Here is a 23,119-nt window from a genome sequence, read left to right as displayed (position 1 = left end):
TCTACGCTTCGCGGCGAGTTTCTCAGGAGTTTCGCCCGGGATCGCGGCGGGAACCGACCGCGACGCCGAGTCCCTCGCGCGGCAACCCCCTCGGCATCCGCCCCTCTTTCGGTGTTCACTGTTCCCATGCGATCGATCTGGAAGGGCGCCCTGACCTTCGGCCTCGTCAACGTGCCCGTGAAGGTGTACTCGGCCACCGAAGACCACGACGTCTCTCTGCACCAGGTGCACAACAAGGACGGCGGGCGCATCCGGTATCAGCGCATCTGCGAGGTCGACGGCGAGGTGGTGCCCTACGCCGACATCGATCGCGCGTACGACGACGGCGAGCAGACGGTCGTGCTGACCAAAGACGACCTCGCGTCGCTGCCGAGCGAACGCAGTCGCGAGATCGAGGTGGTGGAGTTCGTCCCCAGCGATCAGGTCGATCTGCTGACCCTCGACAAGGCGTACTACCTCGAGCCCGACTCCTCGTCGCCGAAGGCGTACGTGCTGTTGCGCAAGACGCTCGAGCAGACCGACCGCACCGCGATCGTGCGCTTCTCGCTGCGTCAGAAGACGCGCCTCGCGGCCCTGCGCGTGCGCGACGACGTGCTCGTGCTGCAGACGCTGCTCTGGGCAGACGAAGTGCGCGAGGCGGCGTTCCCCGCGCTGGACGAGAGCGTGCGCATCTCGGCGAAGGAGCTCGAGATGTCGGCCTCTCTGGTCGAGAGCTTCTCGAAGGATTTCGACCCCGAGGAGTTCACCGACGAGTACCAGGCCGAGCTGCGCACCCTGATCGACGCGAAGCTCGAGCAGGGCGACGCCATCGACACCGCGGCGACCTTCGGCGAGCAGGAGAGCGACGACGACGGCGGCGAGGTCATCGACCTCATGGAGGCCCTGCGTGCGAGCGTCGAGCGCAGTCGCGCGGCCCGCACCGAGAAGGCCGACGACGCGCCGACCAAGAAGGCGCCGGCGAAGAAGAAGAGCTCGAAGGCGTCCTGATCAGCGCGCGGGCTGGTCGTCGTCTTCGAGCGTCTTCGGGTCGAGCGTGAGGGCCTCGGCCTCGGCGTGCGTCACGACTCCGTGGCCCGCGGCGGCGTCGCGCTTGGCGGCGGCGCGCTCGCGGAAGTAGTGGATGCCGATGAACACCACCGTGCCCGCGACGGCGGCGAGCAGGATGACGTCGATGTACTCCGTCACGATGTCGCGGATGAACGGGATGTATCCCACGACGTAGCCGAGCATGGTGAGGCCGATGCCCCAGATGATGGCGCCGATGAGGTTGTAGAGCGTGTACTTGCGCCACGGCATGTGGCCGACGCCGGCGGCGATGGGGGCGAACGTGCGCACGACGGGCACGAAGCGGGCGAGGATGACGGTGAGACCGCCGAACCGCTCGAAGAACGCGTTCGTGCGCTCGACGTTCTTCCGGCTGAAGATGCCGGATTCTTTGCGCTCGAAGATCGAGGGTCCGGCCTTGTGCCCGATGTAGTACCCGACCTCACCGCCGATGAAGGCGGCCACACCGATGGCGAGCGCCACCCACCAGGCGTTCAGTCCGAACACGCCGTTGGGTGCCTGCGGGGTGGAGTGCGAGAGCAGCCCGGCCATGATCAGCAGGGTGTCGCCGGGCAGCAGGAAGCCGATGAGCAGACCGGTCTCGGCGAAGATGATGAAGCACACGACCAGCAGCGCCCAGGGCTGCGAGTTGGTGATGATCGTCGCGGGGTCGAGCCACGGGAGCAGCGCGCTGGTGGTGTGGATCACATCGGTCCCGTCGGGTCGGAGTATCGGTGCGGGGAGCAGCGAGAATCGTGCGGAAGGGGGGACTTGAACCCCCACGCCCGAAGGCACAGGAACCTAAATCCTGCGTGTCTACCGATTCCACCACTCCCGCGAATGGGTTCATTCTAGGTCCGCGTGGGCGGCGCTACGTGTGAAGCGGCCCCCAACCCCGGCGACCTCACCCGCGGGCGACGCGTGTGACCCGCGCGCGACGACACGCCGGGGGAATGCGGGCGTCGATCGCGTGCTTGTCTTCCGCATGAAGGCGATCACGTATTCCCAGCCCGGTGACTCCTCCGTTCTCTCGCTCGCGGAGCGCCCGCTTCCCGAACCCGGTGCGGGCGAAGTGCGCGTGCGCATCGTCGTGTCGGGGGTGAACCCCACCGACTGGAAGGCCCGGGCCAGCACCGACCGGCCGCTCGCGTTCGACGAGGTCACGCCCAACCAGGACGGGGCGGGAATCGTGGATGCCGTCGGCGACGGCGTCGAGGGTCTCTCGGTGGGCCAGCGGGTGTGGGTGTACCTCGCCGCGCACCAGCGTCCGACCGGAACCGCGGCCGAGTACTCCGTGCTCCCCGCCGAGCGCGCCGTCCCGCTGCCCGACGCGGCGTCGTTCGAGCTCGGCGCGAGCCTCGGCGTTCCCGCGATGACGGCCCATCGCGCCCTCACCGTGCACGAAGACGGCCCGTCGCGCCTCGCCCCGGGCGCCCTGTCCGGGCGCACCGTGCTCGTGCAGGGCGGGGCCGGAGCGGTCGGACACGCGGCCATCCAGCTCGCCGTCTGGGCCGGCGCCACCGTCATCGCCACGGTCAGCAGCGACGCGAAAGAGGCGCTCGCGCGCGCGGCCGGCGCCCACCACGTTCTGCGCTATCCGAACGAGGCGCTCGCCGACGGCATCCGCGAGCTCGCTCCGCACGGGGTCGAGCACATCGTCGAGGTCGCCATCGCCGACAACGCCGGTCTCGACGTCGAGGTGATCGCGAACCACGGCACCATCGGGTACTACGCCGACAACGGGGGCGATGCCTTCACGGCGGCGGTGCGCGCGAGTTTCGCCAAGAACGTCCGCTGGCAGGGCCTGCTGCTGTACACGGTGGGCGAGCGCGCGCTCGCCGCGGCCGCCGAAGACGTCTCGGCCGCGGTGGCGGCCGGAGCGCTGCCGGTGGGCGAGGAGGCCGGACTGCCCCTCAGCGGGTTCCCCCTCGACCAGACCGCCGCCGCGCACGACGCCGTCGAGTCGGGTGTCACCGGCAAGGTCCTGATCCGCGTGGCCGACGAGGACTGAGCCCCGGCCGACGCGCAGCGCAGCGGGACGGATCGTCCCGCCCCGGACGACGACGTCCCGCCGGGATCACGCACCTCACGGTACGGATCCCGGCGGGACGGTCGTTTCGGGGCCGCGCGTCTCACGCGGCCCCGGTCCTCGTCACTGCTGCGGACGTCGGCGGACGACGGCGGTGCCGGCGGCCACGATGACTCCGAGGGCGAGCATGCCGATGCCGATGGCGGGCAGCGGCGAACCCGCGACGTCGGAACCGGTGCGCGGCAGGTTGCCGCCGGGGCCGTTCGCGCCGGGACCCGTCGTCGCCGTGGGCACCGGGCTCGGCGTGGCCGTCGGCTCGCCCGTGGGCTCACCCGTGGGCTCGGGCGTCGGCTCGGTGGTGGGGTCGGGCGAGGGCTCGCCGGGCGTGGGCTCGGGAGTGGGCTCCGGATCGACGGCGGCGTCCCACGCCAGGGCGAAGGCGGCGTGCCCGATCGCGGGAGTGAAGATGTCGATCGAGTTGCGGTTCACGTTCGCGAGGGTGTCGTCGACCGTGTGGTAGTTGCGGTCCATGAAGACCCCGGGGGTGCCGCCGAAGAGCTCGGCCTGCTCGTCGGTCTTGATGTCGTCGCCACCCGAGAACAGTCCGCCCGAGGGGATGCCGTTGTCGATGAACGCCTGGTAGTCCGAGCGACCCGAGTACTCGGAGTCGATCCACGGCTGTTCGATCGAGTCGAAGTAGTCGGTGTAGATCTTCTCGATCTCGACCGAACCGTCGGGGATGGTCACCCCGTCGGCGGGGAACGTCGAGCGATCGGCGTCGTACACGCCCACCGTGAAGTTCTCGGAGCCGATCATGTCGTAGTTGAGGTAGGCCGAGATGCGCGCGAGTTCGGCGGGGTCGTTCTGCACCAGGTCGTCGACGTAGGCGGTCGAGCCGAGCAGGCCGATCTCCTCGGCGCCCCAGAGCGCCAGACGGATGCGCTTGTCGTTGGGAACCTCGGATGCCGCGACCTTCTCGGCCAGGGCGAGCACGGCGGCCGAGCCCGAGGCGTTGTCGTTCACGCCCGGGCCTTCGGCCACGCCGTCGAGGTGCGCGCCGATGACGACGGTGTCCTCGGGGTCGCCCGCGATGCTGTCGGCGATCACGTTGAAGGTCTGTGAGACGAGGAACTGCTTCTCGATGACGGCGGTGGCCTCGACGGGCGCGTCGGCGGCAGCGGCCTCGACGAGAGCGGCGAGCGTGTCGCCGGCGGACTGGGGAAGGGTCGCCGCGGGGGAGTCCTCTTCGTTGCGGGGACCCGAGCCGACGTTGGTCAGCTGGTCGTCGGGCGAGACGCCCTCTTCGGCCGGCCGTTCGTTGTTGTAGACGAAGACGCTGCCCGCTCCGGCGGCCGAGGCGAAGTCGATCTTCTCCTCGAAGGTGCAGACGCCGCGCTGGATCAGCACGATGGCGCCGGCGGGGACGGTGGCGTAGTCGGTCGCGGCGCAGCCGATGTGCGTGCCCTCGGCGTCGAGGGGCAGCGCCAGAGTCGCGGTGTACGGCTCGTCGGTGCCTTCGCTGTTGTCGAAGTGCGAGCCGGTGTAGGTCGTGCCATCGACGGTCAGCGAGGCTTCGCCCAGCTCGGAGTACGGCACGTCGAAGGTCTGCCGCGAGACGGTGAACGCCCCGGTGCCCTCGAGGATCTGCTCGGCGTACTGCGCCGCAGCCTCGTAGCCCGGACCGTTCCAGGTGCGGTAGCCCTGATCGGCGAACGACTCGGTGATGTCGGCCAGCTCGGTCAGGTGGGTCATGACGTCGGCGCCGGTGAGGCCGAGGTCGTCGGGGGCCTCGCCGGGGGCGGGTGCGGCGAACGCCGCGGGGGCGATCATCAGGGCGCCGCCGACGAGAGCGCTCGTCGCCAGCACGGCCGACGCGCGTCGAGCGCGTGAGGCAGTGGGGTGCAGGGTGTTCCGGGGCACGATGGGGAAACCTCTCCGCGGGCACCATCGCCCGCTTCATCCAGGGGGAATGACACGTCACCGTGAAAATGGCGATCGCGTGACCGATTCTCATCGGAAATTCATCAGATGGCCAGAGTCCGCCGGATTTTTTACCGTCCCGAAACACGTCCCCGAGGTCGTCGGGGTATCGGGCGGCGGCCGTTCCGGCGCGCTCCCGCGCGTCAGGGGCGGCTTCGCGGGACGTACCGCGGCACCCATCGCACGAACCCGATCGCGCCGAGCAGGGCGATGAATCCCATGGCCCCCACGCCGACCGACAGCGAGACGAGCGCTGTCAGAGCCGACACCAACAGGGGGGCGATCGCGCCCCCGGCGTCGGTGAGCGTGCGCCACGAACCGAGGAACGCGGCCGGCTCCGTCGGCGGGGCGATGTCGGCACCCAGGGTGAGCAGGATGCCGCTCGACAGCCCGTTGCCGACGCCGAGCACCGCGGCGAACAGGGCGAACCACATCTCGGCGGTGCCCAGATCGTGGGTGAACGAGAGCGCGAGGAATCCCGCCCCCATCAGCACCATCGCGGGCAACGCCGCCCACAGGCGCCCGAAGCGGTCCATGACCTGGCCGCTGGCGTAGAACAGCGCGAAATCGATGGCGCCCGAGACTCCGACGACCACGGCGATGGTCCCGGCATCCAATCCCAGCGACACACCCCAGAGCGGCAGCACCACCTGACGCGCCGAGCGGACGGCAGACAGCGAGGCCGCCGCGAGACCCAGGCGAGCGAGCACACCGCGGAAGCGCCACATCGTGCGGAACACCCCCACCCGCTCGACGACGGGAATCGCTCCGGTCACCGGCTCACCGGTGTCTTCGGCCTCGCGGGAGTCGGCCTCGCGGGAGTCGCCCTCGTCGCGTCGGCTCACGGAGCCTGCGCCCACCGGCACGGCCTTCTCGGGATCGGGGCCGAAGAACACCAGGAGGATCGTCGCAACCTGGCACACGGCGAAGAAGACGATGGATGCCGTCTCGTCGCCGAAGATCCCCAGCAGCGCCGCCGAGATGAACGGCCCGACGAACATTCCGAGGCGGAAGGTCCCGCCCAGCAGCGACAGCGCCCGAGCGCGGAAATGCAGGGGCACCCGGGTGGTCATGAAGGAATGGCGCGCGAGGGCGAACGCCGCGGCGCAGAATCCGATGAGGAACACGGCCGCGGCGAACAGCAGCAGGGAGTTCGCGAAGACCACTCCCGTCAGACCGCCCAGGATCACGATGCCGGCGACACCCATCGTCAGGCGCTCGCCGAATCGCGCGACCGCCCATCCGGCGGGGATGTTGCCGCAGAGCTGGCCCACGACCAGGGCCGCCGCCACGAGCGCGGCCACGGCGACGTCGGCCCCCAGGCGGTCGGCGATCACCGGGATGAGGGGGATGACGGCCCCCTCGCCGAGGGCGAACAGCAGGGTGGGACCGTAGATCATCGGCGCGAAGCGCACCAGCACGTTCCGGGGAGAGTCGGCTGTCACCGTCTCCACGATAGGCTGAATCCAAATGCTCGAACTCGATCTGACCGCCGACATCCAGGCTCTTCGCTCGACCTTCGCCGATATCCAGGCCGTGGTCGACGTCGATGCACTCACCGCCGACATCGCTCGCCTCAGCGAAGAGGCCGGCGCACCCAACCTCTGGGACGACGTCGACAACGCTCAGAAGATCACCAGCCGTCTCAGCCACCGCCAGGCCGAACTCAAGCGCGTGACCGAGATCGAGCAGCGCCTCGACGACCTCGAGGTGCTCGTCGGTCTCGCGATCGAGATGGACGACGACGAATCCGCCGACGAGGCGCGGCGCGAGCTCGCTTCACTCAAAGACGTGATCGGTCAGCTCGAGGTGCAGACCCTCCTCGACGGCGAGTACGACCCGCGCTCGGCGGTCGTCACGATCCGCTCCGGCGCCGGGGGCGACGACGCCACCGACTTCGCCGAGATGCTGCTGCGCATGTACCTGCGCTGGTGCGAGCGTCACAAGTACCCCGTGAAGGTCATGGACACGTCCTTCGCCGAGGGCGCGGGCATCAAGTCGGCCACCTTCGAGGTCGACGTCCCCTACGCCTACGGCACCCTGTCGGTCGAGGCCGGCACGCATCGCCTGGCCCGCATCAGCCCGTTCGGCGGCGCCGACAAGCGCCAGACGAGCTTTGCCGCGGTCGAGGTCATCCCCGTGATGGAAGAAGCCGTCGAGGTCGAGGTCCCCGAGGGCGACATCCGCGTCGACGTCTTCCGTTCGTCGGGCCCCGGCGGACAGTCGGTCAACACGACCGACTCCGCCGTGCGCATCACGCACCTCCCGACCGGCCTCGTCGTGTCGATGCAGAACGAGAAGTCGCAGATCCAGAACCGTGCGGCCGCCATGCGCGTGCTGCAGACGCGACTGCTGCTGCTCAAGCGCGAAGAAGAGGCCGCGAAGAAGAAGGAACTCGCCGGCACGATCACCGCGAGCTGGGGCGACCAGATGCGCTCCTACTTCCTCTACGGCCAGCAGCTCGTGAAAGACCTCCGCACCGGGTACGAGGTCGGCAACCCCGCGGTCGTCTTCGACGGCGACCTCGATGGGCTCATCGCCGCCGGCATCCGGTGGCGCAAGCGCAAGGACGACGACTGATCCGCGACCCCCGCGGTCCGAGAGTCCTGTGGATGCCATCACCCCGGCATCCATAGGACTCTCTCGGTTTGCGGACACGGCGCGTCCTGTCGAGGTCGTCGGGGCACCCGCTTAGGCTCATCGAGCCATGATCCGGTTTGAGAACGTCACCAAGCGGTATCGCGGCACCGCGAAGCCCGCCCTGAACGCCGTCGACTTCGAGGTGCAGCGCGGGGAGTTCGTCTTCCTCGTCGGTGCCTCGGGTTCCGGCAAATCGTCGTGCCTGCAGTTGATCCTGCGCGCCGAGACCCCCAGCGACGGTCGCGTCGTGGTGCTCGGTCGCGACCTGCGCACGCTGTCGAACCGCAAGGTTCCCTACTTCCGTCGCCACATCGGCTCGGTCTTCCAGGACTTCCGCCTGCTTCCGAACAAGACCGTGCATCAGAACGTGGCTTTCACCCTGCAGGTCACGGGCGCCTCGCGCGGGTTCATCCAGCAGGCCGTGCCCGAGGTGCTCGCGCTCGTCGGCCTCGACGGCAAAGAGAAGCGCCTTCCCCACGAGCTGTCGGGCGGTGAGCAGCAGCGCGTCGCAATCGCCCGCGCGCTGGTCAACCGTCCCCAGGTGCTGCTCGCCGACGAGCCGACCGGAAACCTCGACCCCGGCACGTCGATCGACATCATGCGGCTGCTGGCCCGCATCAACGCCGGCGGCACGACGGTGGTCATGGCGACCCACGAGGCCGGTTTCGTCGACCAGATGCAGCGTCGCGTGATCGAGCTGAGCGGGGGCGAGATGGTGCGCGACGAGCGCCACGGCGGCTACGGCGACACGTCGAGCCTGCCCCGCCTGGCCCCCGAGGTCGAGAAGGGTGCGGCCGCGGTCGCCGCCCTCACGGCCGTGCTCGAGGTGCAGCGCGAAGTGACCCACATCTCCGGCCCCGTCGAGCCCCTGCGCGGCCCCGAGGGCGCGCCGGCTCCGGCCCCTTCCGCCGAGCCCGCGGCGGCCCCGGGCGCCACGCCCGCCGTGACCACGCCGTCCGCCGACGCCCCGCGCGAACCGGGCACGAACACGCGCTCCATCCCGGTCACTACGCCGGACGTCGACGCCCTGGGCCTCGCCGACCGGCTGGGACTGGGCGAGAAGAAAGACCGCAACGACGAAGTGGGACCCACGTCATGAGGTTCGGGCTCATCCTCTCGGAGGCCTTCACTGGCCTGCGTCGCAACGCGTCCATGGTGATCTCGGTCATCCTGGTCACCTTCGTGTCGCTGACCTTCGTCGGCGCGGCGATGCTCATGCAGATGCAGATCGGCAAGATGCAGTCGTACTGGGCGGATCGTGCCCAGGTGGCGGTGTTCATGTGCGCGGCGGTTTCCGACGTCGACACCTGCACCCCGGGGCAGGCTGCGACGCAGGAGCAGATCGACGCCGTCAAGGCGACGCTCGACGGAGAGGCGCTCGCGCCGCTCATCCGCGACTACACCTACTCGACGAGCGACGAGGTGTTCGAGAACGCGAAGAGCCTGCTGTCCGACGACATCGCCGACGTGGTGACGGCCGACCAGTTCAACGCGACCTTCAGCATCAACCTCGTGGACCAGAATCAGGCCGACGTCATCTCGGAAGCGTTCAGCGGACAGACCGGCGTCGAAGAGGTGAAGGACCAGATGCAGTACCTCGAGCCGCTGTTCCAGGCGCTGACGGTCGCGACCTACGTCGCCGTCGGCATCGCCGGTCTCATGCTCATCGCCGCGGTGCTGCTGATCGCGACGACCATCCGCCTCTCGGCGTTCGCGCGACGGCGAGAGCTCGGCATCATGCGCTTGGTCGGCGCCTCCAATCGCTTCATCCAGACGCCGTTCATCGTCGAGGGCGTCTTGGCGGCCCTCATCGGGTCGGCTCTGGCGAGCGTGGCCGTCTGGGCGATCGTGGGGGTCGGAGTCAACCAGTACCTGCGCGACCGCATCGGCTTCATCACGTCGTGGGTGGGGCTGTCCGACGTCGCCTTCGTGATCCCGGTGATCGTGGTGATCGGCGTGATCCTCGCGGCGCTCAGCGCGAGCTTCGCGATCCGTCGCTGGCTGCGCGCATAAACCCCCGCGTCGTTCGACGTCGGATCCCGGATGCCGGTGACCCCGGCATCCTGTATGCTGGAGGGCTCTGTGTGCCCATGATCATGAGGAGGTGGCACCATGCCTCGTGAGCAGGGTGAAAAACTGATCGCGTCGAACAAGAAGGCGCGCCACGACTACGCCATCGAGAAGACCTACGAGGCCGGTCTCGTGCTGACCGGGACCGAGGTCAAGTCGCTGCGGCAGGGCCGTGCGAACCTCACCGACGGGTACGCCTACATCGACGGCGGGCAGGCGTATCTCGACGCCGTGCACATTCCCGAGTACTCGCAGGGTCACTGGACGAATCACTCGGCCAAGCGCACGCGCAAGCTCCTGCTGCACCGCGAAGAGATCGTGAAGCTCTCGCACGCGGTGTCGGCCGGCGGGTACACGCTCGTTCCGCTGCGGTTGTACTTCCTCGACGGTCGCGCGAAGGTCGAGATCGCGGTGGCCAAGGGCAAGCGCGAGTTCGAGAAGCGTCAGACCATCCGCGAACGCGAAGACAAGCGCGAAGCCGAGCGCGCCATGCGCACGAAGAACCGGCTGGGCGACTGAGGTCGGGTTCGTCGCGGTCTCGTTCCTGCGCGCCGGGAACCGACCGGGGCGACTGAGGTTCGGTCCGTTGCCGTGACGTTCGTTGCCGTATCGTTCGCTGCCGCGACGTTCGTGGCCGTGACGTTCGTACGCGGTCAGCGCGCCTGGCTGCCGCGTGACGCGGTCATTCCGCGTGTGACGCGGTCATTCCGCGCGGAAGCGCCCCTCGACGACCGACCTCACGACGATCTCGGGCGGCTGCAGGCTGAACGACGGGCCGCTCGAGTCCGAGGCCGCGGCGAAGCGCGCCGACAGGGGTGCCGTGGGCTCCGGCCGTGCCCCGAGCAGGCCGGCGTCGGCGATCTCGACCGGTGACACGGAGGCCAAACCCAGAGCGCCCGCGTACGCGCCCGCGCGCTCGACGGCGACGTGTACCGCGGCGGCGGCCACATCGCTCTCGACGCGCACGCGTGTGGCGGGGGAGAGGCGCCACTCCACCGCGGTGACCTGCACGTCGTCGGACTCGGTGACATCGCCGAGCCACCACGACAGGGCCCCGGCGTCGGTGAACGTCGCCGACAGTTCGACGCTGGCGTGGTGCACGAGCGGCAGCTGCGCGCCGTCGCTGTTCCACGGTCGGTCCGACCAGACCGACACGCGAGCGCTCGACCACTCCGACACCTCGCCGGAGCGCAGGTGCGCCACCAGGCCGTCCTGCACCGACGACGCGCGCACCTGAGCGCCCTCGATCACGGGTCCGCGGGACGGCCCGTCGGTCGACACCGTCACTCGAACGGCGGCCTCTTCGGCGCGCACGCGTGCTTCGCTCTCTCCTCGGACGGTGACCACGACCTCACTCATGCGGTGAGCCTACGCGAGGGGAATCGCTGTTCCGCAGAGGAGCTCGCGGGGCGGGGTGCGGGCGTCGCTCGTGGTGCTGACCGCCGCGGGGCGGTGTCGCTTCCCGGCACCACCTCGCCACCGCTGCGGGCCACGCGGAATGCGCCGGGTGTCGGAGCGTTGTAGACTGTGAGGCTCCGGTGCTTCGGCATCCGGATTGGTAATTCAACAGCGTGACAGTGGCCGCTCCACACGGAGTTCACGGGGCTGATCGGTTTCGACAGCGTCTGCGAACCCGCGAGAAAGCGGGCCGAGGATGTGGGGTTATCTCGTAAACGCTCCCTGCAAAACAATAAGTGCCGATGCTAAGCGCACTGACTTCGCCCTCGCTGCGTAAGCGAGCCCGATAGTCCGTCAGACCGTGTGCGACCCCGCCACGGATCCTGGCGTCATTTAGGGGTCTTGCCGTGTGATGGCGTCTGGACGTCGCACGGGACTTTTCCCAGGCTGGGCTTGTCGACTTAGGTGTCTGTGACAAAGGTCGGAGCCGAGTAGAACGTCTGCACAGACTGCGCCCGGAGAAAACGCGGAGACCCAGCGTTGGACGGGGGTTCGATTCCCCCCAGCTCCACGAGTCACTGTCACGTGAGAAAGCCCTCGTTCCCGCCCGTTTCGGCGGGGACGAGGGCTTTCTTGGTTTCGGGATCGAATCGAGCGCTTGGTCTGCGCGCTCAGGCGGCCGTGCGGGTGTGCACGTCGCTCTCGCCCGACACGTCGTTGAGCTCGAGGTAGACACGCCCCTCGGTGCGGGTGAGGGTGGCCGTGTTGCGCCGCTCGATGCCTTCGGAGACGCGCTCGACGAAGCCGGGCTCGAAGCTGTGCAGCAACAGTTCCTCGGCGCGGTGGATGCGCTTGCCCGCCCAGGCGGCGGCGACCTTGTCGGGGTCGCGGTGCGTGTACACGACGGTGCGCTCGGCCTTCATGCTGCCGGTGTGCAGGCGGGCGGCATCGGGGGCGCCCACCTCGACCCAGGCGACGATCGAGCCGGTCAGGTCGCGCACCATCACGGCGGGCTCGTCGGTGGCGGCGACGCCCTCGCTGAACGTGATGCCCTCTTCGTACTCGAGGCAGTACGCGAGCACGCGCGTCAACATGTACGGGGCGGTCTCGGAGGGATGCCGCGCGACGCGCAGGGCCAGCTCCTCGTAGACGCCGCGGTCCACGTCGGACAGTTGCACGGTGAACGTGTGAATGGTCGCGCCGATAGCCACGAGGCTCGAGCCTACGTCAGGACGGGGTGGGGAAGAGGCTCGCGCGAAGCGGGGCGGTCCGCCCTGGTGGTCGATCGGCTGCGGGACGGTTGCCGCGCGTGCCGCCCCGACCGTAGCGTCGAGGGATGCCAGACCCCCGCGCCGCACGGATCGACGTCGGTCCGTTCCACCTCGCTCCCACCCCGAACGCCGGAACCTGGACCGCCCTCGCGCGCCGTGGCACGGGGACCGGTTCCGGGCAGAGCGGGGGTGCGCCGGCATCCGGGATCACCGCTGCCGATGACGACGGGGAACCGGGTTCGGGTTCGCACGCTCCGCAGCAGTCGGGGGACTCGGCATCCGGGATCACCGCCTCGTGGGCGGACTGGGTCGCGTTCGCGCACCGCGTCGTGCAGGCGGACGCGCTGTGGCGCGAGGTCGAGGCACGTGGCGATGCCTGGGACGAGGGGTTCGGGGCCGCGCGCGATGCGGCTGCGGTCAACCCGTACCGGTGACCGTCCGAGTGGACGCCCTCGACCGGTGTACCGAGGCGGGGGGTGCGTTACTGGGGACCCTCGACGAGCACCAGGCTCTGCCGGGTGTCGGCGAGCTTCACCCAGCCGTCACCGAACAGGTAGGTGATGCCGTACCCGTCGCCGTCCGTGCTGATCGCCCACGAGGGGTCCTCGGTGATGTAGGTGCCCGCGTCGCCGACCTCGCGACGCCAGCCCGAGGCGACGAGCTCCTTCTCGGCCGCCGTGGCATCGGCATCGTCGATGCGTGCCCAGCCGAACATCTGCACGCGATCGGTCGTGATCTTCTGATCGCCCCACTTGCACTGGATGCCCTCGTCGAGCTCGATGCTTCCGATGCGGAACGGCTCGGACTGCGCACTCCATCCCAGGCTGACGAAGTCGTCGGCCGTCGCCCGGGGGATGATGTTCTGGCAGGTCGGGTCTTCTGCGACGGGGTCGGTGGTCGGTGTGACCTCGGGTTCTGCGGAGACCGACGGAGTCGAGGTGGCGGCTTCCGCCGGTGCCTCCTGAGGCGCGGCCGGTCCCGAACACCCCGCGAGGACAATGAGGGCGACGGCAGTCAGCGTCGTCGTCGAGAGCGCGAGGGCGAGGGGACGGCGCCTCACGAGGCGTCCTCGTGCAGCAGGGCGAAGAACGCGTCGTGCAGCAGGCCGTTGGTCGCGAACGACGACTCGGCGTCCAGACGGTCGGAGCCGTCGAAGGCCGTGAAACGTCCGCCGGCTTCGCGCACGATGGGGGCGATGGCGGCGATGTCGTACTCCTTGACTCCGAATTCGGCGACGAGTTCCAGCCGACCCTCGGCGAGCCACATGTAGGGCAATGCGTCACCGTAGGCACGATCACGCCACACCGCTCGCGTGAGACGCTCCAGTGCGGGAAGGTGATCGACGTCATCCCACTGCTCGATGCTCTGGAAGCTGATGCTCGCAGCCGACACCTGGTCGACGCCCGAGACGTGGATGCGGCGCTCGTCGCCGGTGGCGGTGGTCGTCCACGCGCCCTGCCCGGTGGCGGCCCACCAGCGTCGACCGATCGCCGGCTGGCTGACGACGCCGATCTGCGGTACGCCGTCGACGGTGAGGGCGATCAGCGTCGCCCACACCGGGATGCCGCGCATGTAGTTGTGGGTGCCGTCGATCGGGTCGATGACCCACCGGCGCGCGGTGTCGCCCGAGGTGCCGAACTCCTCGCCCAGGATGGCGTCGTCGGGCCGCTCGGCATCGAGGATCGCGCGGATCGCGCGCTCGGTGGCGAGGTCGGCTTCGGTGACGTGGGTGCGGTCGGGTTTGGTGTCGATGCGGAGGTCGGCCGCGTCGAAGCGTTCCATGGCGACCGCGTCGGCGGCGTCGGCGAGCCGCAGCGCGAGGGCGAGGTCGTCGGTCAGATCCGTCGAGGTCGCGGAGGGGGCAGCAGTGGAGGACACCGCACCAGGATAACCGGCGCTCCTGGCACGATTTGGTGTCGCCGCGTCATGCCTGGTAACGTAATCCCTCGGTTCGAGACGCCGATTTCGAACTGTGAAGACGCACCTCTAGCTCAATCGGCAGAGCAATTGACTCTTAATCAATGGGTTCTCGGTTCGAGTCCGAGGGGGTGCACCACCTCCGAAATTCCCCTCTCGCCTCACCAGGGCGAGGGGGGATTTTCGCATTCCCAGGGCGATTCTCCGGGTGCCGGTCGGTTGTCCCGCGGCAAGATGGAGGTGCCCGCGCGTGCTCGTCGCGGCGCAGACGGGGGATGCCATGGCCGACGACGAACTGTGGGACGTGACCGATGTGCAGGGTACTCCGACGGGTGGGCTGCACCGCCGGGGAGATGGACCGGTGCCGGAGGGCTCGTTCCACATCGTGGCCTCGGTGTGCGTCGTCGCCCCGAGCGGTCGGGTGCTGATGAGCCGACGCGCCGCGGGGAAGGACTACCCGCTCGCGTGGGAGTTCCCCGCGGGCAGCGCCCTTCGAGGAGAGTCGAGCCGCGGCGGGGCGGTCCGCGAACTCGAGGAGGAGACCGGTATCGCCGTGGCCCCGGACGACCTCGTCCTTGTGGGCCGTGTCGTGGAGCCGAGCGCCCTCTTCGACCTCTGGGTCGCGCGGGTGGCGAGCGAGGTCACTCCGATCCCAGACCCGGAAGAGGTTCTGGATGCCGAGTGGGTCACGCTCGACGTCGTGCACGAGCGGTGGAAGGACGGCGTGTTCGCCACCCCGTGGAACATGCGGTTCGATCAGCTCTGGGACGTGCTGGGGGAGCGGGTGCGTGAGGGCGATGCCGAGGTGACGGGGGCGTAGGGCTCCCTCCCGCTTTGCGGTCAGAACGGTGGCGGGTCTGTCTCGACCTCGTGGCCGCGCGGGGAGGTCCACGCCGAGATGGCGGGGGTGTAGGGCTCCGTCGCGCTTCGCTCGGTCAGAACGGTGGCGGATCTGTGTCGACTTCGCGGCCGCGCGGGGCGGTCCACGCCGAGGTGGCGGGGGTGTAGGGCTCCGTCGCGCTTCGCTCGGTCAGAACGGTGGCGGGTCTGTGTCGACCTCGTGGCCGCGCGGGGAGGTCCATCGCACATCGCCGGTGTCGGGATCGCGCGAGGGACTCCAGCGCGACTCGTGCCGCAGTCGGTGATGATGTCGGCACTCGGGTTCGAGATTGTCGGCGTCTGTCGTGCCTCCCTCGGCCCATGCCGTGAGGTGGTCGATGTCGCAGTCCCGTGCGCTCCGCGCACAGCCGGGGAACACGCACGTCGGTGAGGTGACGCCCAACCACCGGCGCAGCGCGGCCGTGACGCGATACGACGTGCGATCGAGCGCCAACGGGGCCCCGCTGAGTGGGTGCGTGAGCAGACGGGTCCAGCTCGTGGCGCCACCCGCGAGGCGACGGGCGGTGTCGAGGTCGATCGGATTGTACCCGTCGAGGGTCGCCGGTCCGTCATCGCCGCCGAGGAGCGTCAGCGCGGGAACGGTCACGACGATGGAGGCGCGCGAGGGGGCGGGGCGCGCGCGGGCCGTCGGGGTGTGTGGGGTGGCCAGGTCGGGGGATGGGGCGGTGGTCGTGGAGCTGACCGGCACGGCGGTGTCGCGGTGGCGGGTGTGGAGGCTGTCGACGTGGCGGCACTGGCGGTCGCCGTGGCGGTCGCGGTGGCAGGTGCGGAGCCTGGGCGCGCGCCGTCGACCGTGTCGGCTCCATCCAGCAGGTCGGCCAGCGTGTCGGCGCGCAGCTGAGCCAGTGTCCGCTCTTCGTTGGGGGTCGCGCGCAGGTGTCGGGCGAACCGGTCGACGCGCGCCATCGCCGCGTGGGCACGATCCGCCGGCAGCAGCGCGCTCAGTGTCGTCATGCCGTCGAGTTCTGCCGTCACCCAGACGCCGCGGTCGCGAGCGGCTCGTGCGTGTCGTTGCTCGAGGGAGTCGGCGTGGACGCGTTCGCGAAGCGCGCGCGCAGCCACGACGAACTTCGCGGGCGTCAAGGTGCGCGCGCGTTCCGAGGCGCCGTCGTCGAAGGCCGCCCACGTCTCGGGGCTGTCGGGCAGGCTGTCCGCGAGACGAGCGGTCTCGACGGCATGTCGCTCCGAGGCGCGCCCCTCGGCGAAGTCGCTCCAGGTGCGCGGGCAGCGTTCCCGCATGCCCTCCGCCTGCGAGCCGCGGACGCGAACCGTCTGTTCGGAGAGGCGCAGGCGCACGGCGATCTCGGCGACGGCCGCGCGCTGCGCCAGGTCGCGCCGGTCGCGCGCGATGGCCGCGGCCCCACGACGCCGCGGGTCGCTCCCCACGCCGTCGAGCGTGGGGTCGGGGCCGACCCAGGGTTCGGGATCGATGCTCGCGCGGCTCACGAGAAGCGCGATGAGTCGGTACCCCTCGGCGGTGGCCCGGCGCTGCGTTACCGCTGCGACCTCGAGCGCGCGGAGCAGATCGTCGACGTCGGCCTCGTCGTCGAGGATCGGCGCGCTCGCGACCTCGCCAGTGTCTGCGGTGGGGGTCGAGCCGTCCTGCGGTGCGCTGGTCAAGCCGTCGTGCGCGGTGGGCGCCGGGTCGTCGCCGCCGGGGTCGTCATCAGAGTCGACGATGTCGGTCGACTTGTCGATCTCCGCCCACGAGAACTCGCCGGACGCACGCTCGTCGCCACTCTCATCGCCGTCCAGAAGCCCGAGCTCTCTCGCCCAGAGCGTGTCCGCTTCGAGCTGCAGATCCTCCGCGCTGGGAGGGGGCACATCGCGCCACCATTCGACGGCCCGGCGGCTGTCGTTCACGGGGGCGGAGAGGCTCATGTCCAGACGGTATCGGCAACCTCCGACATCGGCGGAAGGACCGTTCGCGGGGCTCCTCGGTGGGCCATCCGGCCTTGGAGGGGTGTCGATGCGGGGCCACGGTGCACCCTTCGCCCCTCACCGACGAAGGGCCCCGCCCCGCGACTCACGCCGCAGACCGAGGCCCTTCACCCCTCCCCTCAGGCGGCGTCGCCGATCAGCACCGCAGCGCCCTCGTCCGCGGCATCCGCGTGTGCTCCGTCGATGTGGGCCAGCAGGCGGCGTCCGAACAGGATGCACGCGCTCGCGATCACGACCGACACTGCGGCCATGACGTACGGCACTCCGGCGCCGTAGGCGTGCCAGAGCAGCGCGGCCAGCGGGGGAGCCACGGCCCCGCCGAGGAACCGCACGGCCGAGTAGGCCGATGACGCGACCGAGCGCGGAAGGTCGGTGGCCTCCATGACCGCTTCCGTCAGCGCGGTGTTCACCACGCCGAGCACGAGACCTCCGACGACGATGCACGCCACCAGTGCCGTGGCCGACGACACCACGAAGGCGGCGACCAGCAGATCGACGGCCAGGAGCGGCAGGGCGATCAGCAGCACGGTCGTCAGGCGCAGGTGCCGTAGCAGCAGCGGGGCGACCCACACGCTCGTGACGGCGAGCCCCAGGCCCCAGCCGAAGAACGTCAGGCCGATCCCCATGGCCCCGAACCCCAGCGGGAACGGTGAGAAGGCGAGCAGGGTGAAGAAGCCGATGTTGTAGAACAGCGCGGTCGCCGCGAGGATCGCCAGCGCGGGACGACCGAGAGCACGGAACGGCGCGCTGAACGCGATCGGCCGACGCTCGGGTGTCGGTCCGCGCAGCAGCAGGGTGACCGCCACGAAAGCGATCGCCATGAGCACGACCACCCCGAAGAACGGTCCGCGCCAGCTCGCCTCGCCCAGGATGCCGCCGAGCAGCGGCCCGATGGCGATGCCGAGGCCGAGTGCCGCCTCGTACAGGATGATGGCGGCCGAACTGCCGCCGGATGCGGCTCCGACGATGGTGGCCAGCGCCGTGGAGATGAAGAGGGCGTTGCCGAGGCCCCAGCCGGCGCGGAAGCCGATCACGGCATCCACGCTGCCGCTCAGGGCGCACAGCAGCGAGAACACCACGATGAGCCCGAGGCCGACCAGCAGGGTCGCCTTCGCGCCGATGCGGCTCGATATCCAGCTGGTGACGAGCATCGCGAGTCCGGTGACCACGAGGTAGCTCGTGAAGAGCAGCTCGGTCTCGACGGGGCTCGCCTGCAGGGCGTCGGCGATGGCCGGCAGGATCGGATCCACCAGACCGATACCCATGAAGGCGACGACGCAGGCGAACGCCACCGCCCACACCTGTGCGGGCTGCTTCCAGACGCTGGGAGTGGTGCCGCTCATCGACCGGCTCCGATCGTCTCGCGCGCGGGGGTGGGCTGCAGGCCCACGCGGGCCGACAGGGCGCCGGCGGCGACGCGCACGGCGTCCCATTCGGCATCCGTCAGATCCGCCACGTGCGGGGCCAGGGCTGCGCGCAGCGACTCGAACCAGCGGGTGAGCGCCTCGATCCCGGCGTCGGTCGCGGCGATCACGCTGACCCGCGAGTCGGCGGGGTCGGCCTGTCGGGCCACGAGTCCCGCGGCGTCCATCTGGTGGACGAGACGGGTCATGCCGGGCTGCGTCACCCGGCTGAGGGTGGCCAGGTCGCCGAGGCGCTGGGGGCCGTGGTCGCGCAGCAGCGTCAAGGTGCGCCACTGCGCGCCGGGGGCGTCGTTCTGGGTGTCGATGGCCGCGATGCGCGTGAGGGCGTGCACCGCGAGCAGGAGCTTCTGCAGGTCGTCGTCGCGGGTCATACCAAAAGCATACCGCAGGTATATACCTGGGGTATCTAACGCGAGCCGAGGCGCGTCGACAGCTGGTGCGCGTGCGAGAGCAGGATGCGCCCGAGCTCCGCCAGCCGTTCGCCGCCGAAGCGGAACTCCACGCCCGTGAGGCTCAGCGCCCACTGCGGGTCGCCGTCGCGGGTGAACACGGCCGCGCCGATGCCCCAGCTGCCCTCCACGATGAGCCCCGGGTTCACCGCGTAGCCGCGCGCCTTCGTGTCGCCGATCCGCGTGCGCAACCGCGCGGGCGAGTGCGAGGCGCCCCACTTCTCGACCAGTTCCGGATGCCGCTCGAGATACGCGTCCACATCCTGGGGCGGAAGGAACGCGAGGATCGCCAGGCCGGCCGACGCGACGCCCAGCGGGAACCGCACGCCCTCCGAGAGCACGAACGAACGAATGGGGAAGCTGCCGTCCTCGCGGACGAGGCAGACGGTCTCGTCCCCGCGACGCACCGAGAGGAAGGCGCTCTCCTCGGTGCGGACGGCGAGCGAGCGCACGATGTCGCGCGCCGTCGCGGTGATGTCGAAGCGGGATGCCGCGACGCTCCCCATCAGGTAAAGCTCCGGACCCGGAAGCCAGTGCCCGCTGTGCTCGTCACGGTCGACGAGGCCCTCGGCGCGAAGGGCCGTGAGCAGCCGGTGCGTGGTCGGGCGGGTGAGGTCGGCGTCGCGGGCGAGGTCGCCCACTGTCGCGCCGCGTGCGCCCGCCGCCGTCACGAGGCGCAGCAGGTGCGCGGCCCGGGCGATCGCCTGAGCGCCGGGCACCCCGCGCCCGCCCGCGGACGGGGTGGGCGATCCGCCGCGTTGACCCGCGCCGTCGTCGGGGTCGATTCCGGATGCGGTGTCCACGATGTGGACGCTACGCCCCGACCCATCCACATGGCAAGAACCCACTGCCGGTCCCGGCGCTCGCCGGAGCAGCATGGGACGACGCAGACACGAAGGAGTTCGCGTGATCGACAAGACCTGGAGCTCGGCCGCCGAGGCCGTCGCCGACATCCCCGACGGGGCGTCCCTGGCCGTGGGCGGGTTCGGCCTGTCGGGCAACCCCATCGCCCTCATCGAAGCGGTGCTCGCCCAGGGCACCCGCGACCTCTCGGTCGTCTCGAACAACTGCGGCGTCGACGACTGGGGACTCGGCATCCTGTTGGGGGCCGGACGCATCCGCAAGATGACCTCGTCGTACGTCGGCGAGAACAAGGAGTTCGAGCGGCAGTTCCTCTCGGGCGAACTCGAGCTGGAACTCACGCCCCAGGGAACGCTCGCCGAGAAGCTGCGTGCGGGGGGCGCCGGTATCGCCGCCTTCTTCACGCAGACCGGCGTGGGCACGCAAGTGGCCGAGGGGGGTCAGCCCCGCCGCTACGACGGATCCGGGGGCATCGCGGTGGCCTCGCCCCCCAAGGACGTGCGCACGTTCGACGTGAACGGCCAGCCCCGGGAATTCGTGCTCGAAGAAGCGATCACGACCGACTTCGCCCTCGTGCACGCCTGGAAGGGCGACCGCCACGGCAACCTCGTGTTCCGCAAGGCGGCGCGCAGCTTCAACCCCCTCGCGGCGATGGCCGGGCGCACGTGCATCGTGCAGGTCGAGACCCTCGTCGAACCGGGCGAGATCGAGCCCGACGCCGTGCACCTGCCCGGGGTGTTCGTGCACCGCATCGTCGAGGTGGGCGAGGTCGAGAAGCGCATCGAGAAGCGCACGGTGAGCGGGAGCGCCCGATGAGGTGCCGCGCGTGCCGGCGTCCGTCGCCGCCCCGGACGCCGATGGTCTCCGCCCCGTCCGAGAAGAGGATCTGACATGCCCCTGACCCGCATCGAGATGGCCGCGCGTGCCGCCCTCGAACTCGCCGACGGCGCCTACGTCAACCTCGGCATCGGCCTGCCCACCCTCGTGCCCAACCACGTGCCCGACGGCGTGACCGTCGTGCTGCAGTCCGAGAACGGCATCCTGGGCGTCGGTCCCTATCCGACCGACGACGCCGTCGACGCCGACCTGATCAACGCCGGCAAAGAGACGGTGACCACCCTCCCGGGAGCCGCGTTCTTCGACTCCGCGTTGAGCTTCGGCATGATCCGCGGGGGGAAGATCGATGCAGCCATCCTCGGGGCGATGCAGGTGTCGGCATCCGGCGACCTCGCGAACTGGATGATCCCGGGCAAGATGGTGAAGGGCCCCGGCGGCGCGATGGATCTCGTCCACGGAGCGGCCCGGGTGATCGTGCTCATGGAACACGTCGCCAAAGACGGAACGCCCAAGATCGTCGACACCTGCTCGCTGCCGCTGACCGGCCGGGGCGTCGTCGATCGCATCATCACCGACCTGGCCGTCATCGACGTGACCGACGAGGGGCTCGTGCTCACCGAGCTCGCCCCCGGTGTCACCATCGAAGAGGTGCAGGATGCCACCGAGCCCGCCCTGATCGTCGCGCCCGGCGTCGCCGCACGGCCCTGACGGCCCCGCTCCACCGTCTCCCCGACCGGAAGGACACCCCATGTCACTCGACACCGACATGTCACACGACACCGACATGTCACACGACACCGACATGTCACACGACACCGACGTCGTCATCGTCGCCGCCGCCCGCACGCCCCAGGGACGGCTGAAGGGGCAACTCGCCCCGCTCACCGCCGTCGAGCTCGGCGCCGCGGCCATCCGCGGGGCGCTCGAACGCGGCGGGATCCCGGCCGCGTCGGTCGACGCGGTGCTCGTGGGCCAGGTGCTGCAGGCCGGAGTCGGGCAGAACGCCGCGCGCCAGGCGGCCCTCGCCGCAGGCATCGGCTGGGACGTGCACGCCGCGACGGTCAACAAGGTGTGTCTGTCGGGCCTCACCGCGATCATCGACGCCGCGCGCATGCTGCGCCTCGGTGACGCCACGGTCGTCGTCGCCGCCGGTATGGAGTCCATGACCCGCGCGCCGCACCTGCTGATGAACTCGCGCGAGGGCTACGCCTACGGCTCGGTCGAGGTGCTCGACCACCTCGCCCACGACGGGCTGACCGACGCGTACGACCACGAGAGCATGGGCGCGTCGACCGAGCGGGCGAACACGCGGTACGAGGTGTCGCGCCAGGATCAGGATGCCGTGGCCGCCCGCTCGCACCAGCGGGCCGCCGCCGCGCAGGCGGCCGGGGTCTTCGACGCCGAGATCGTGCCCGTGACCATCCCGCAGCGCAAGGGAGAGCCGCTCGTCGTGCGCGCCGACGAGGGGATCCGCGCCGACACCACGGTCGACACCCTGGCGAAGCTGCGCCCAGCCTTCGCGGAGGGCGGGTCGATCACGGCCGGCAACGCCTCGCAGATCTCCGACGGCGCCTCGGCCGTGGTCGTCACCACCCGTCGCATCGCGGCCGACCACGGCTGGGACGTTCTCGCCGTGGTGGGCGCCGCCGGCCAGGTCGCCGGCCCCGACAACTCGCTGCACGCCCAGCCCGCACGCGCGATCGCCTGTGCCCTCGACGCGCAGGGGCTGACCGCGGGCGACCTCGACCTCGTCGAGATCAACGAGGCCTTCGGCGCGGTCGTCGCCCGCTCCCAGGCCGAGCTCGGCCTGTCCGACGACGTGGTCAACCCGCACGGCGGCGGCATCGCGATCGGTCACCCCATCGGGGCGTCGGGCAACCGCCTCGTCGTTCACGCCGTGCACGAGCTGGTCAAGCGGGGCGGTGGCACGGCGGCGGTGGCGCTCTGCGGCGGGGGCGGTCAGGGCGACGCGCTGATCCTCACCCGCGAGAACGTCGCCGGCTGAAACACGGAACGGATGCCGCGACCTCGAGGCCGCGGCATCCGTTCGCCGTCACGGGGGTCAGCGCGCGAGGCGCTTCTTCAGCAGCTTCTGCTGCTTCTTCGACACGGGGGAGTCGCCCGCGATGACCTTGCCGCGGCGTGCGCGACGGGTGTCGACGACCGACCCGATGGCCAGGGCCAGGGTGATGCCCCAGCTGAGCCACGCGAGCGCGACGCGCCACGTGAACGGCTCGTCGTTGCGCAGGGCACGCAAGAGCGTGACGCCGCCGGTGATGGCGCTGAGAAGACCGGTTCCGAAGATGTACTGGCGCATGCGCCCAACCTACCCAGGGTGGGGGAACGCACGCCGCGCCT

General features: G+C 70.3%; 24 protein-coding genes, 2 tRNA genes and 1 other RNA gene. 13 read left to right on the top strand and 14 right to left on the bottom strand.

What is annotated here, in order from left to right:
- Nucleotides 1–126: 126 nt before the first annotated feature.
- Nucleotides 127–987 (top strand): non-homologous end joining protein Ku, encoded by an 861-nt coding sequence (gene ku / locus IFU19_RS06685; protein ID WP_055836375.1) that lies wholly within the window; start codon nucleotides 127–129, stop codon nucleotides 985–987.
- On the opposite strand, the gene IFU19_RS06680 is transcribed toward ku, so the two are convergent.
- The gene (locus IFU19_RS06680; protein WP_192013250.1) at nucleotides 988–1,752 is read right to left on the bottom strand and encodes a VTT domain-containing protein; all 765 of its coding nucleotides are present in this window, start codon (nucleotides 1,750–1,752) and stop codon (nucleotides 988–990) included.
- Nucleotides 1,753–1,800: 48 nt separating this feature from the next.
- A tRNA-Leu gene (locus tag IFU19_RS06675) sits at nucleotides 1,801–1,882 on the bottom strand.
- Between the two features lie 147 nt (nucleotides 1,883–2,029).
- On the opposite strand from IFU19_RS06675, the gene IFU19_RS06670 reads away from it, so the two are divergent.
- On the top strand, nucleotides 2,030–3,055 hold the full coding sequence (locus IFU19_RS06670) for an NADPH:quinone reductase (RefSeq protein WP_192013249.1): 1,026 nt from the start codon (nucleotides 2,030–2,032) through the stop codon (nucleotides 3,053–3,055).
- Between the two features lie 141 nt (nucleotides 3,056–3,196).
- Here the strand turns inward: IFU19_RS06670 and IFU19_RS06665 are convergent, their stop codons facing one another.
- Both IFU19_RS06665 and IFU19_RS06660 read right to left on the bottom strand, forming a co-directional pair.
- Nucleotides 3,197–4,993, bottom strand: a complete 1,797-nt coding sequence (locus IFU19_RS06665) for a M20/M25/M40 family metallo-hydrolase (protein WP_192013248.1) — start codon at nucleotides 4,991–4,993, stop codon at nucleotides 3,197–3,199.
- A gap of 203 nt (nucleotides 4,994–5,196) precedes the next feature.
- The gene (locus IFU19_RS06660) at nucleotides 5,197–6,453 is read right to left on the bottom strand and encodes an MFS transporter (protein WP_055940024.1); all 1,257 of its coding nucleotides are present in this window, start codon (nucleotides 6,451–6,453) and stop codon (nucleotides 5,197–5,199) included.
- Between the two features lie 70 nt (nucleotides 6,454–6,523).
- Here IFU19_RS06660 and prfB point away from each other — a divergent pair, with 70 nt between their 5' ends.
- From prfB to smpB, 4 genes are all read left to right on the top strand, one after another.
- Complete coding sequence (gene prfB, locus IFU19_RS06655) at nucleotides 6,524–7,633, top strand: peptide chain release factor 2 (protein WP_055836385.1); 1,110 nt, start codon at nucleotides 6,524–6,526, stop codon at nucleotides 7,631–7,633.
- A 127-nt stretch (nucleotides 7,634–7,760) separates the two neighbouring features.
- Nucleotides 7,761–8,792 (top strand): cell division ATP-binding protein FtsE, encoded by a 1,032-nt coding sequence (gene ftsE / locus IFU19_RS06650; protein WP_055939721.1) that lies wholly within the window; start codon nucleotides 7,761–7,763, stop codon nucleotides 8,790–8,792.
- Nucleotides 8,789–9,706 (top strand): permease-like cell division protein FtsX, encoded by a 918-nt coding sequence (ftsX, locus tag IFU19_RS06645; protein ID WP_192013247.1) that lies wholly within the window; start codon nucleotides 8,789–8,791, stop codon nucleotides 9,704–9,706. The genes ftsE and ftsX overlap by 4 nt, the downstream gene beginning before the upstream one ends.
- A gap of 99 nt (nucleotides 9,707–9,805) precedes the next feature.
- A complete protein-coding gene (gene smpB, locus IFU19_RS06640) occupies nucleotides 9,806–10,282 on the top strand; it encodes an SsrA-binding protein SmpB (protein ID WP_055836395.1) in 477 nt (158 codons plus the stop codon).
- Between the two features lie 183 nt (nucleotides 10,283–10,465).
- Here smpB and IFU19_RS06635 read toward each other — a convergent pair whose 3' ends face one another.
- On the bottom strand, nucleotides 10,466–11,122 hold the full coding sequence (locus IFU19_RS06635) for an SIMPL domain-containing protein (protein WP_192013246.1): 657 nt from the start codon (nucleotides 11,120–11,122) through the stop codon (nucleotides 10,466–10,468).
- A gap of 242 nt (nucleotides 11,123–11,364) precedes the next feature.
- Between IFU19_RS06635 and ssrA the strand changes: the two genes are divergently transcribed.
- Nucleotides 11,365–11,735: a transfer-messenger RNA gene (gene ssrA, locus IFU19_RS06630) on the top strand.
- A gap of 97 nt (nucleotides 11,736–11,832) precedes the next feature.
- Here the strand turns inward: ssrA and IFU19_RS06625 are convergent.
- Entirely contained in the window at nucleotides 11,833–12,372 is a 540-nt protein-coding gene (locus tag IFU19_RS06625; RefSeq protein ID WP_192013245.1) for a YaeQ family protein, read from the bottom strand.
- Between the two features lie 125 nt (nucleotides 12,373–12,497).
- On the opposite strand from IFU19_RS06625, the gene IFU19_RS06620 reads away from it, so the two are divergent.
- Nucleotides 12,498–12,866: a hypothetical protein gene (locus IFU19_RS06620; RefSeq protein ID WP_070409741.1), complete on the top strand. Its 369-nt coding sequence runs from the start codon at nucleotides 12,498–12,500 to the stop codon at nucleotides 12,864–12,866.
- Between the two features lie 47 nt (nucleotides 12,867–12,913).
- Here IFU19_RS06620 and IFU19_RS06615 read toward each other — a convergent pair whose 3' ends face one another.
- Together IFU19_RS06615 and IFU19_RS06610 are read right to left on the bottom strand one after the other, a co-directional pair.
- Nucleotides 12,914–13,492: a hypothetical protein gene (locus IFU19_RS06615; RefSeq protein ID WP_192013244.1), complete on the bottom strand. Its 579-nt coding sequence runs from the start codon at nucleotides 13,490–13,492 to the stop codon at nucleotides 12,914–12,916.
- A complete protein-coding gene (locus IFU19_RS06610) occupies nucleotides 13,489–14,310 on the bottom strand; it encodes an inositol monophosphatase family protein (protein ID WP_055939734.1) in 822 nt (273 codons plus the stop codon). Before IFU19_RS06610 ends, IFU19_RS06615 begins: the two co-directional genes overlap by 4 nt.
- Before the next feature lie 102 nt (nucleotides 14,311–14,412).
- Between IFU19_RS06610 and IFU19_RS06605 the strand changes: the two genes are divergently transcribed.
- Nucleotides 14,413–14,488 (top strand) — tRNA-Lys (locus tag IFU19_RS06605).
- Between the two features lie 111 nt (nucleotides 14,489–14,599).
- Nucleotides 14,600–15,169, top strand: coding sequence for an NUDIX domain-containing protein (locus IFU19_RS06600; RefSeq protein ID WP_192013243.1), 570 nt, complete (start codon nucleotides 14,600–14,602; stop codon nucleotides 15,167–15,169).
- A 210-nt stretch (nucleotides 15,170–15,379) separates the two neighbouring features.
- Here the strand turns inward: IFU19_RS06600 and IFU19_RS16445 are convergent, their stop codons facing one another.
- The 5 genes from IFU19_RS16445 to IFU19_RS06580 form a co-directional block, all read right to left on the bottom strand.
- Nucleotides 15,380–15,835, bottom strand: a complete 456-nt coding sequence (locus IFU19_RS16445; protein WP_199858610.1) for an HNH endonuclease signature motif containing protein — start codon at nucleotides 15,833–15,835, stop codon at nucleotides 15,380–15,382.
- Nucleotides 15,832–17,130, bottom strand: a complete 1,299-nt coding sequence (locus IFU19_RS06595; RefSeq protein ID WP_199858609.1) for a DUF222 domain-containing protein — start codon at nucleotides 17,128–17,130, stop codon at nucleotides 15,832–15,834. Before IFU19_RS06595 ends, IFU19_RS16445 begins: the two co-directional genes overlap by 4 nt.
- A 179-nt stretch (nucleotides 17,131–17,309) precedes the next feature.
- Nucleotides 17,310–18,533 (bottom strand): MFS transporter, encoded by a 1,224-nt coding sequence (locus IFU19_RS06590; RefSeq protein WP_070409744.1) that lies wholly within the window; start codon nucleotides 18,531–18,533, stop codon nucleotides 17,310–17,312.
- Entirely contained in the window at nucleotides 18,530–18,985 is a 456-nt protein-coding gene (locus IFU19_RS06585; RefSeq protein WP_192013242.1) for a MarR family winged helix-turn-helix transcriptional regulator, read from the bottom strand. The genes IFU19_RS06590 and IFU19_RS06585 overlap by 4 nt, the downstream gene beginning before the upstream one ends.
- A 35-nt stretch (nucleotides 18,986–19,020) precedes the next feature.
- Nucleotides 19,021–19,782: an IclR family transcriptional regulator gene (locus tag IFU19_RS06580; protein ID WP_055940026.1), complete on the bottom strand. Its 762-nt coding sequence runs from the start codon at nucleotides 19,780–19,782 to the stop codon at nucleotides 19,021–19,023.
- Nucleotides 19,783–19,969: 187 nt separating this feature from the next.
- On the opposite strand from IFU19_RS06580, the gene IFU19_RS06575 reads away from it, so the two are divergent.
- From IFU19_RS06575 to IFU19_RS06565, 3 genes are all read left to right on the top strand, one after another.
- Nucleotides 19,970–20,740, top strand: a complete 771-nt coding sequence (locus IFU19_RS06575) for a 3-oxoacid CoA-transferase subunit A (RefSeq protein WP_192013240.1) — start codon at nucleotides 19,970–19,972, stop codon at nucleotides 20,738–20,740.
- A 75-nt stretch (nucleotides 20,741–20,815) separates the two neighbouring features.
- A complete protein-coding gene (locus tag IFU19_RS06570) occupies nucleotides 20,816–21,469 on the top strand; it encodes a 3-oxoacid CoA-transferase subunit B (RefSeq protein ID WP_192013239.1) in 654 nt (217 codons plus the stop codon).
- Nucleotides 21,470–21,563: 94 nt separating this feature from the next.
- Nucleotides 21,564–22,766, top strand: a complete 1,203-nt coding sequence (locus IFU19_RS06565) for an acetyl-CoA C-acetyltransferase (protein WP_192013349.1) — start codon at nucleotides 21,564–21,566, stop codon at nucleotides 22,764–22,766.
- Between the two features lie 57 nt (nucleotides 22,767–22,823).
- On the opposite strand, the gene IFU19_RS06560 is transcribed toward IFU19_RS06565, so the two are convergent.
- Entirely contained in the window at nucleotides 22,824–23,078 is a 255-nt protein-coding gene (locus IFU19_RS06560) for a hypothetical protein (protein ID WP_055939745.1), read from the bottom strand.
- Nucleotides 23,079–23,119: the final 41 nt, after the last annotated feature.

The organism is Microbacterium sp. CFBP 8794, assembly GCF_014841235.1.
Taxonomy (GTDB): domain Bacteria; phylum Actinomycetota; class Actinomycetes; order Actinomycetales; family Microbacteriaceae; genus Microbacterium.
This window is presented reverse-complemented; position numbering and strand designations above follow the sequence as displayed.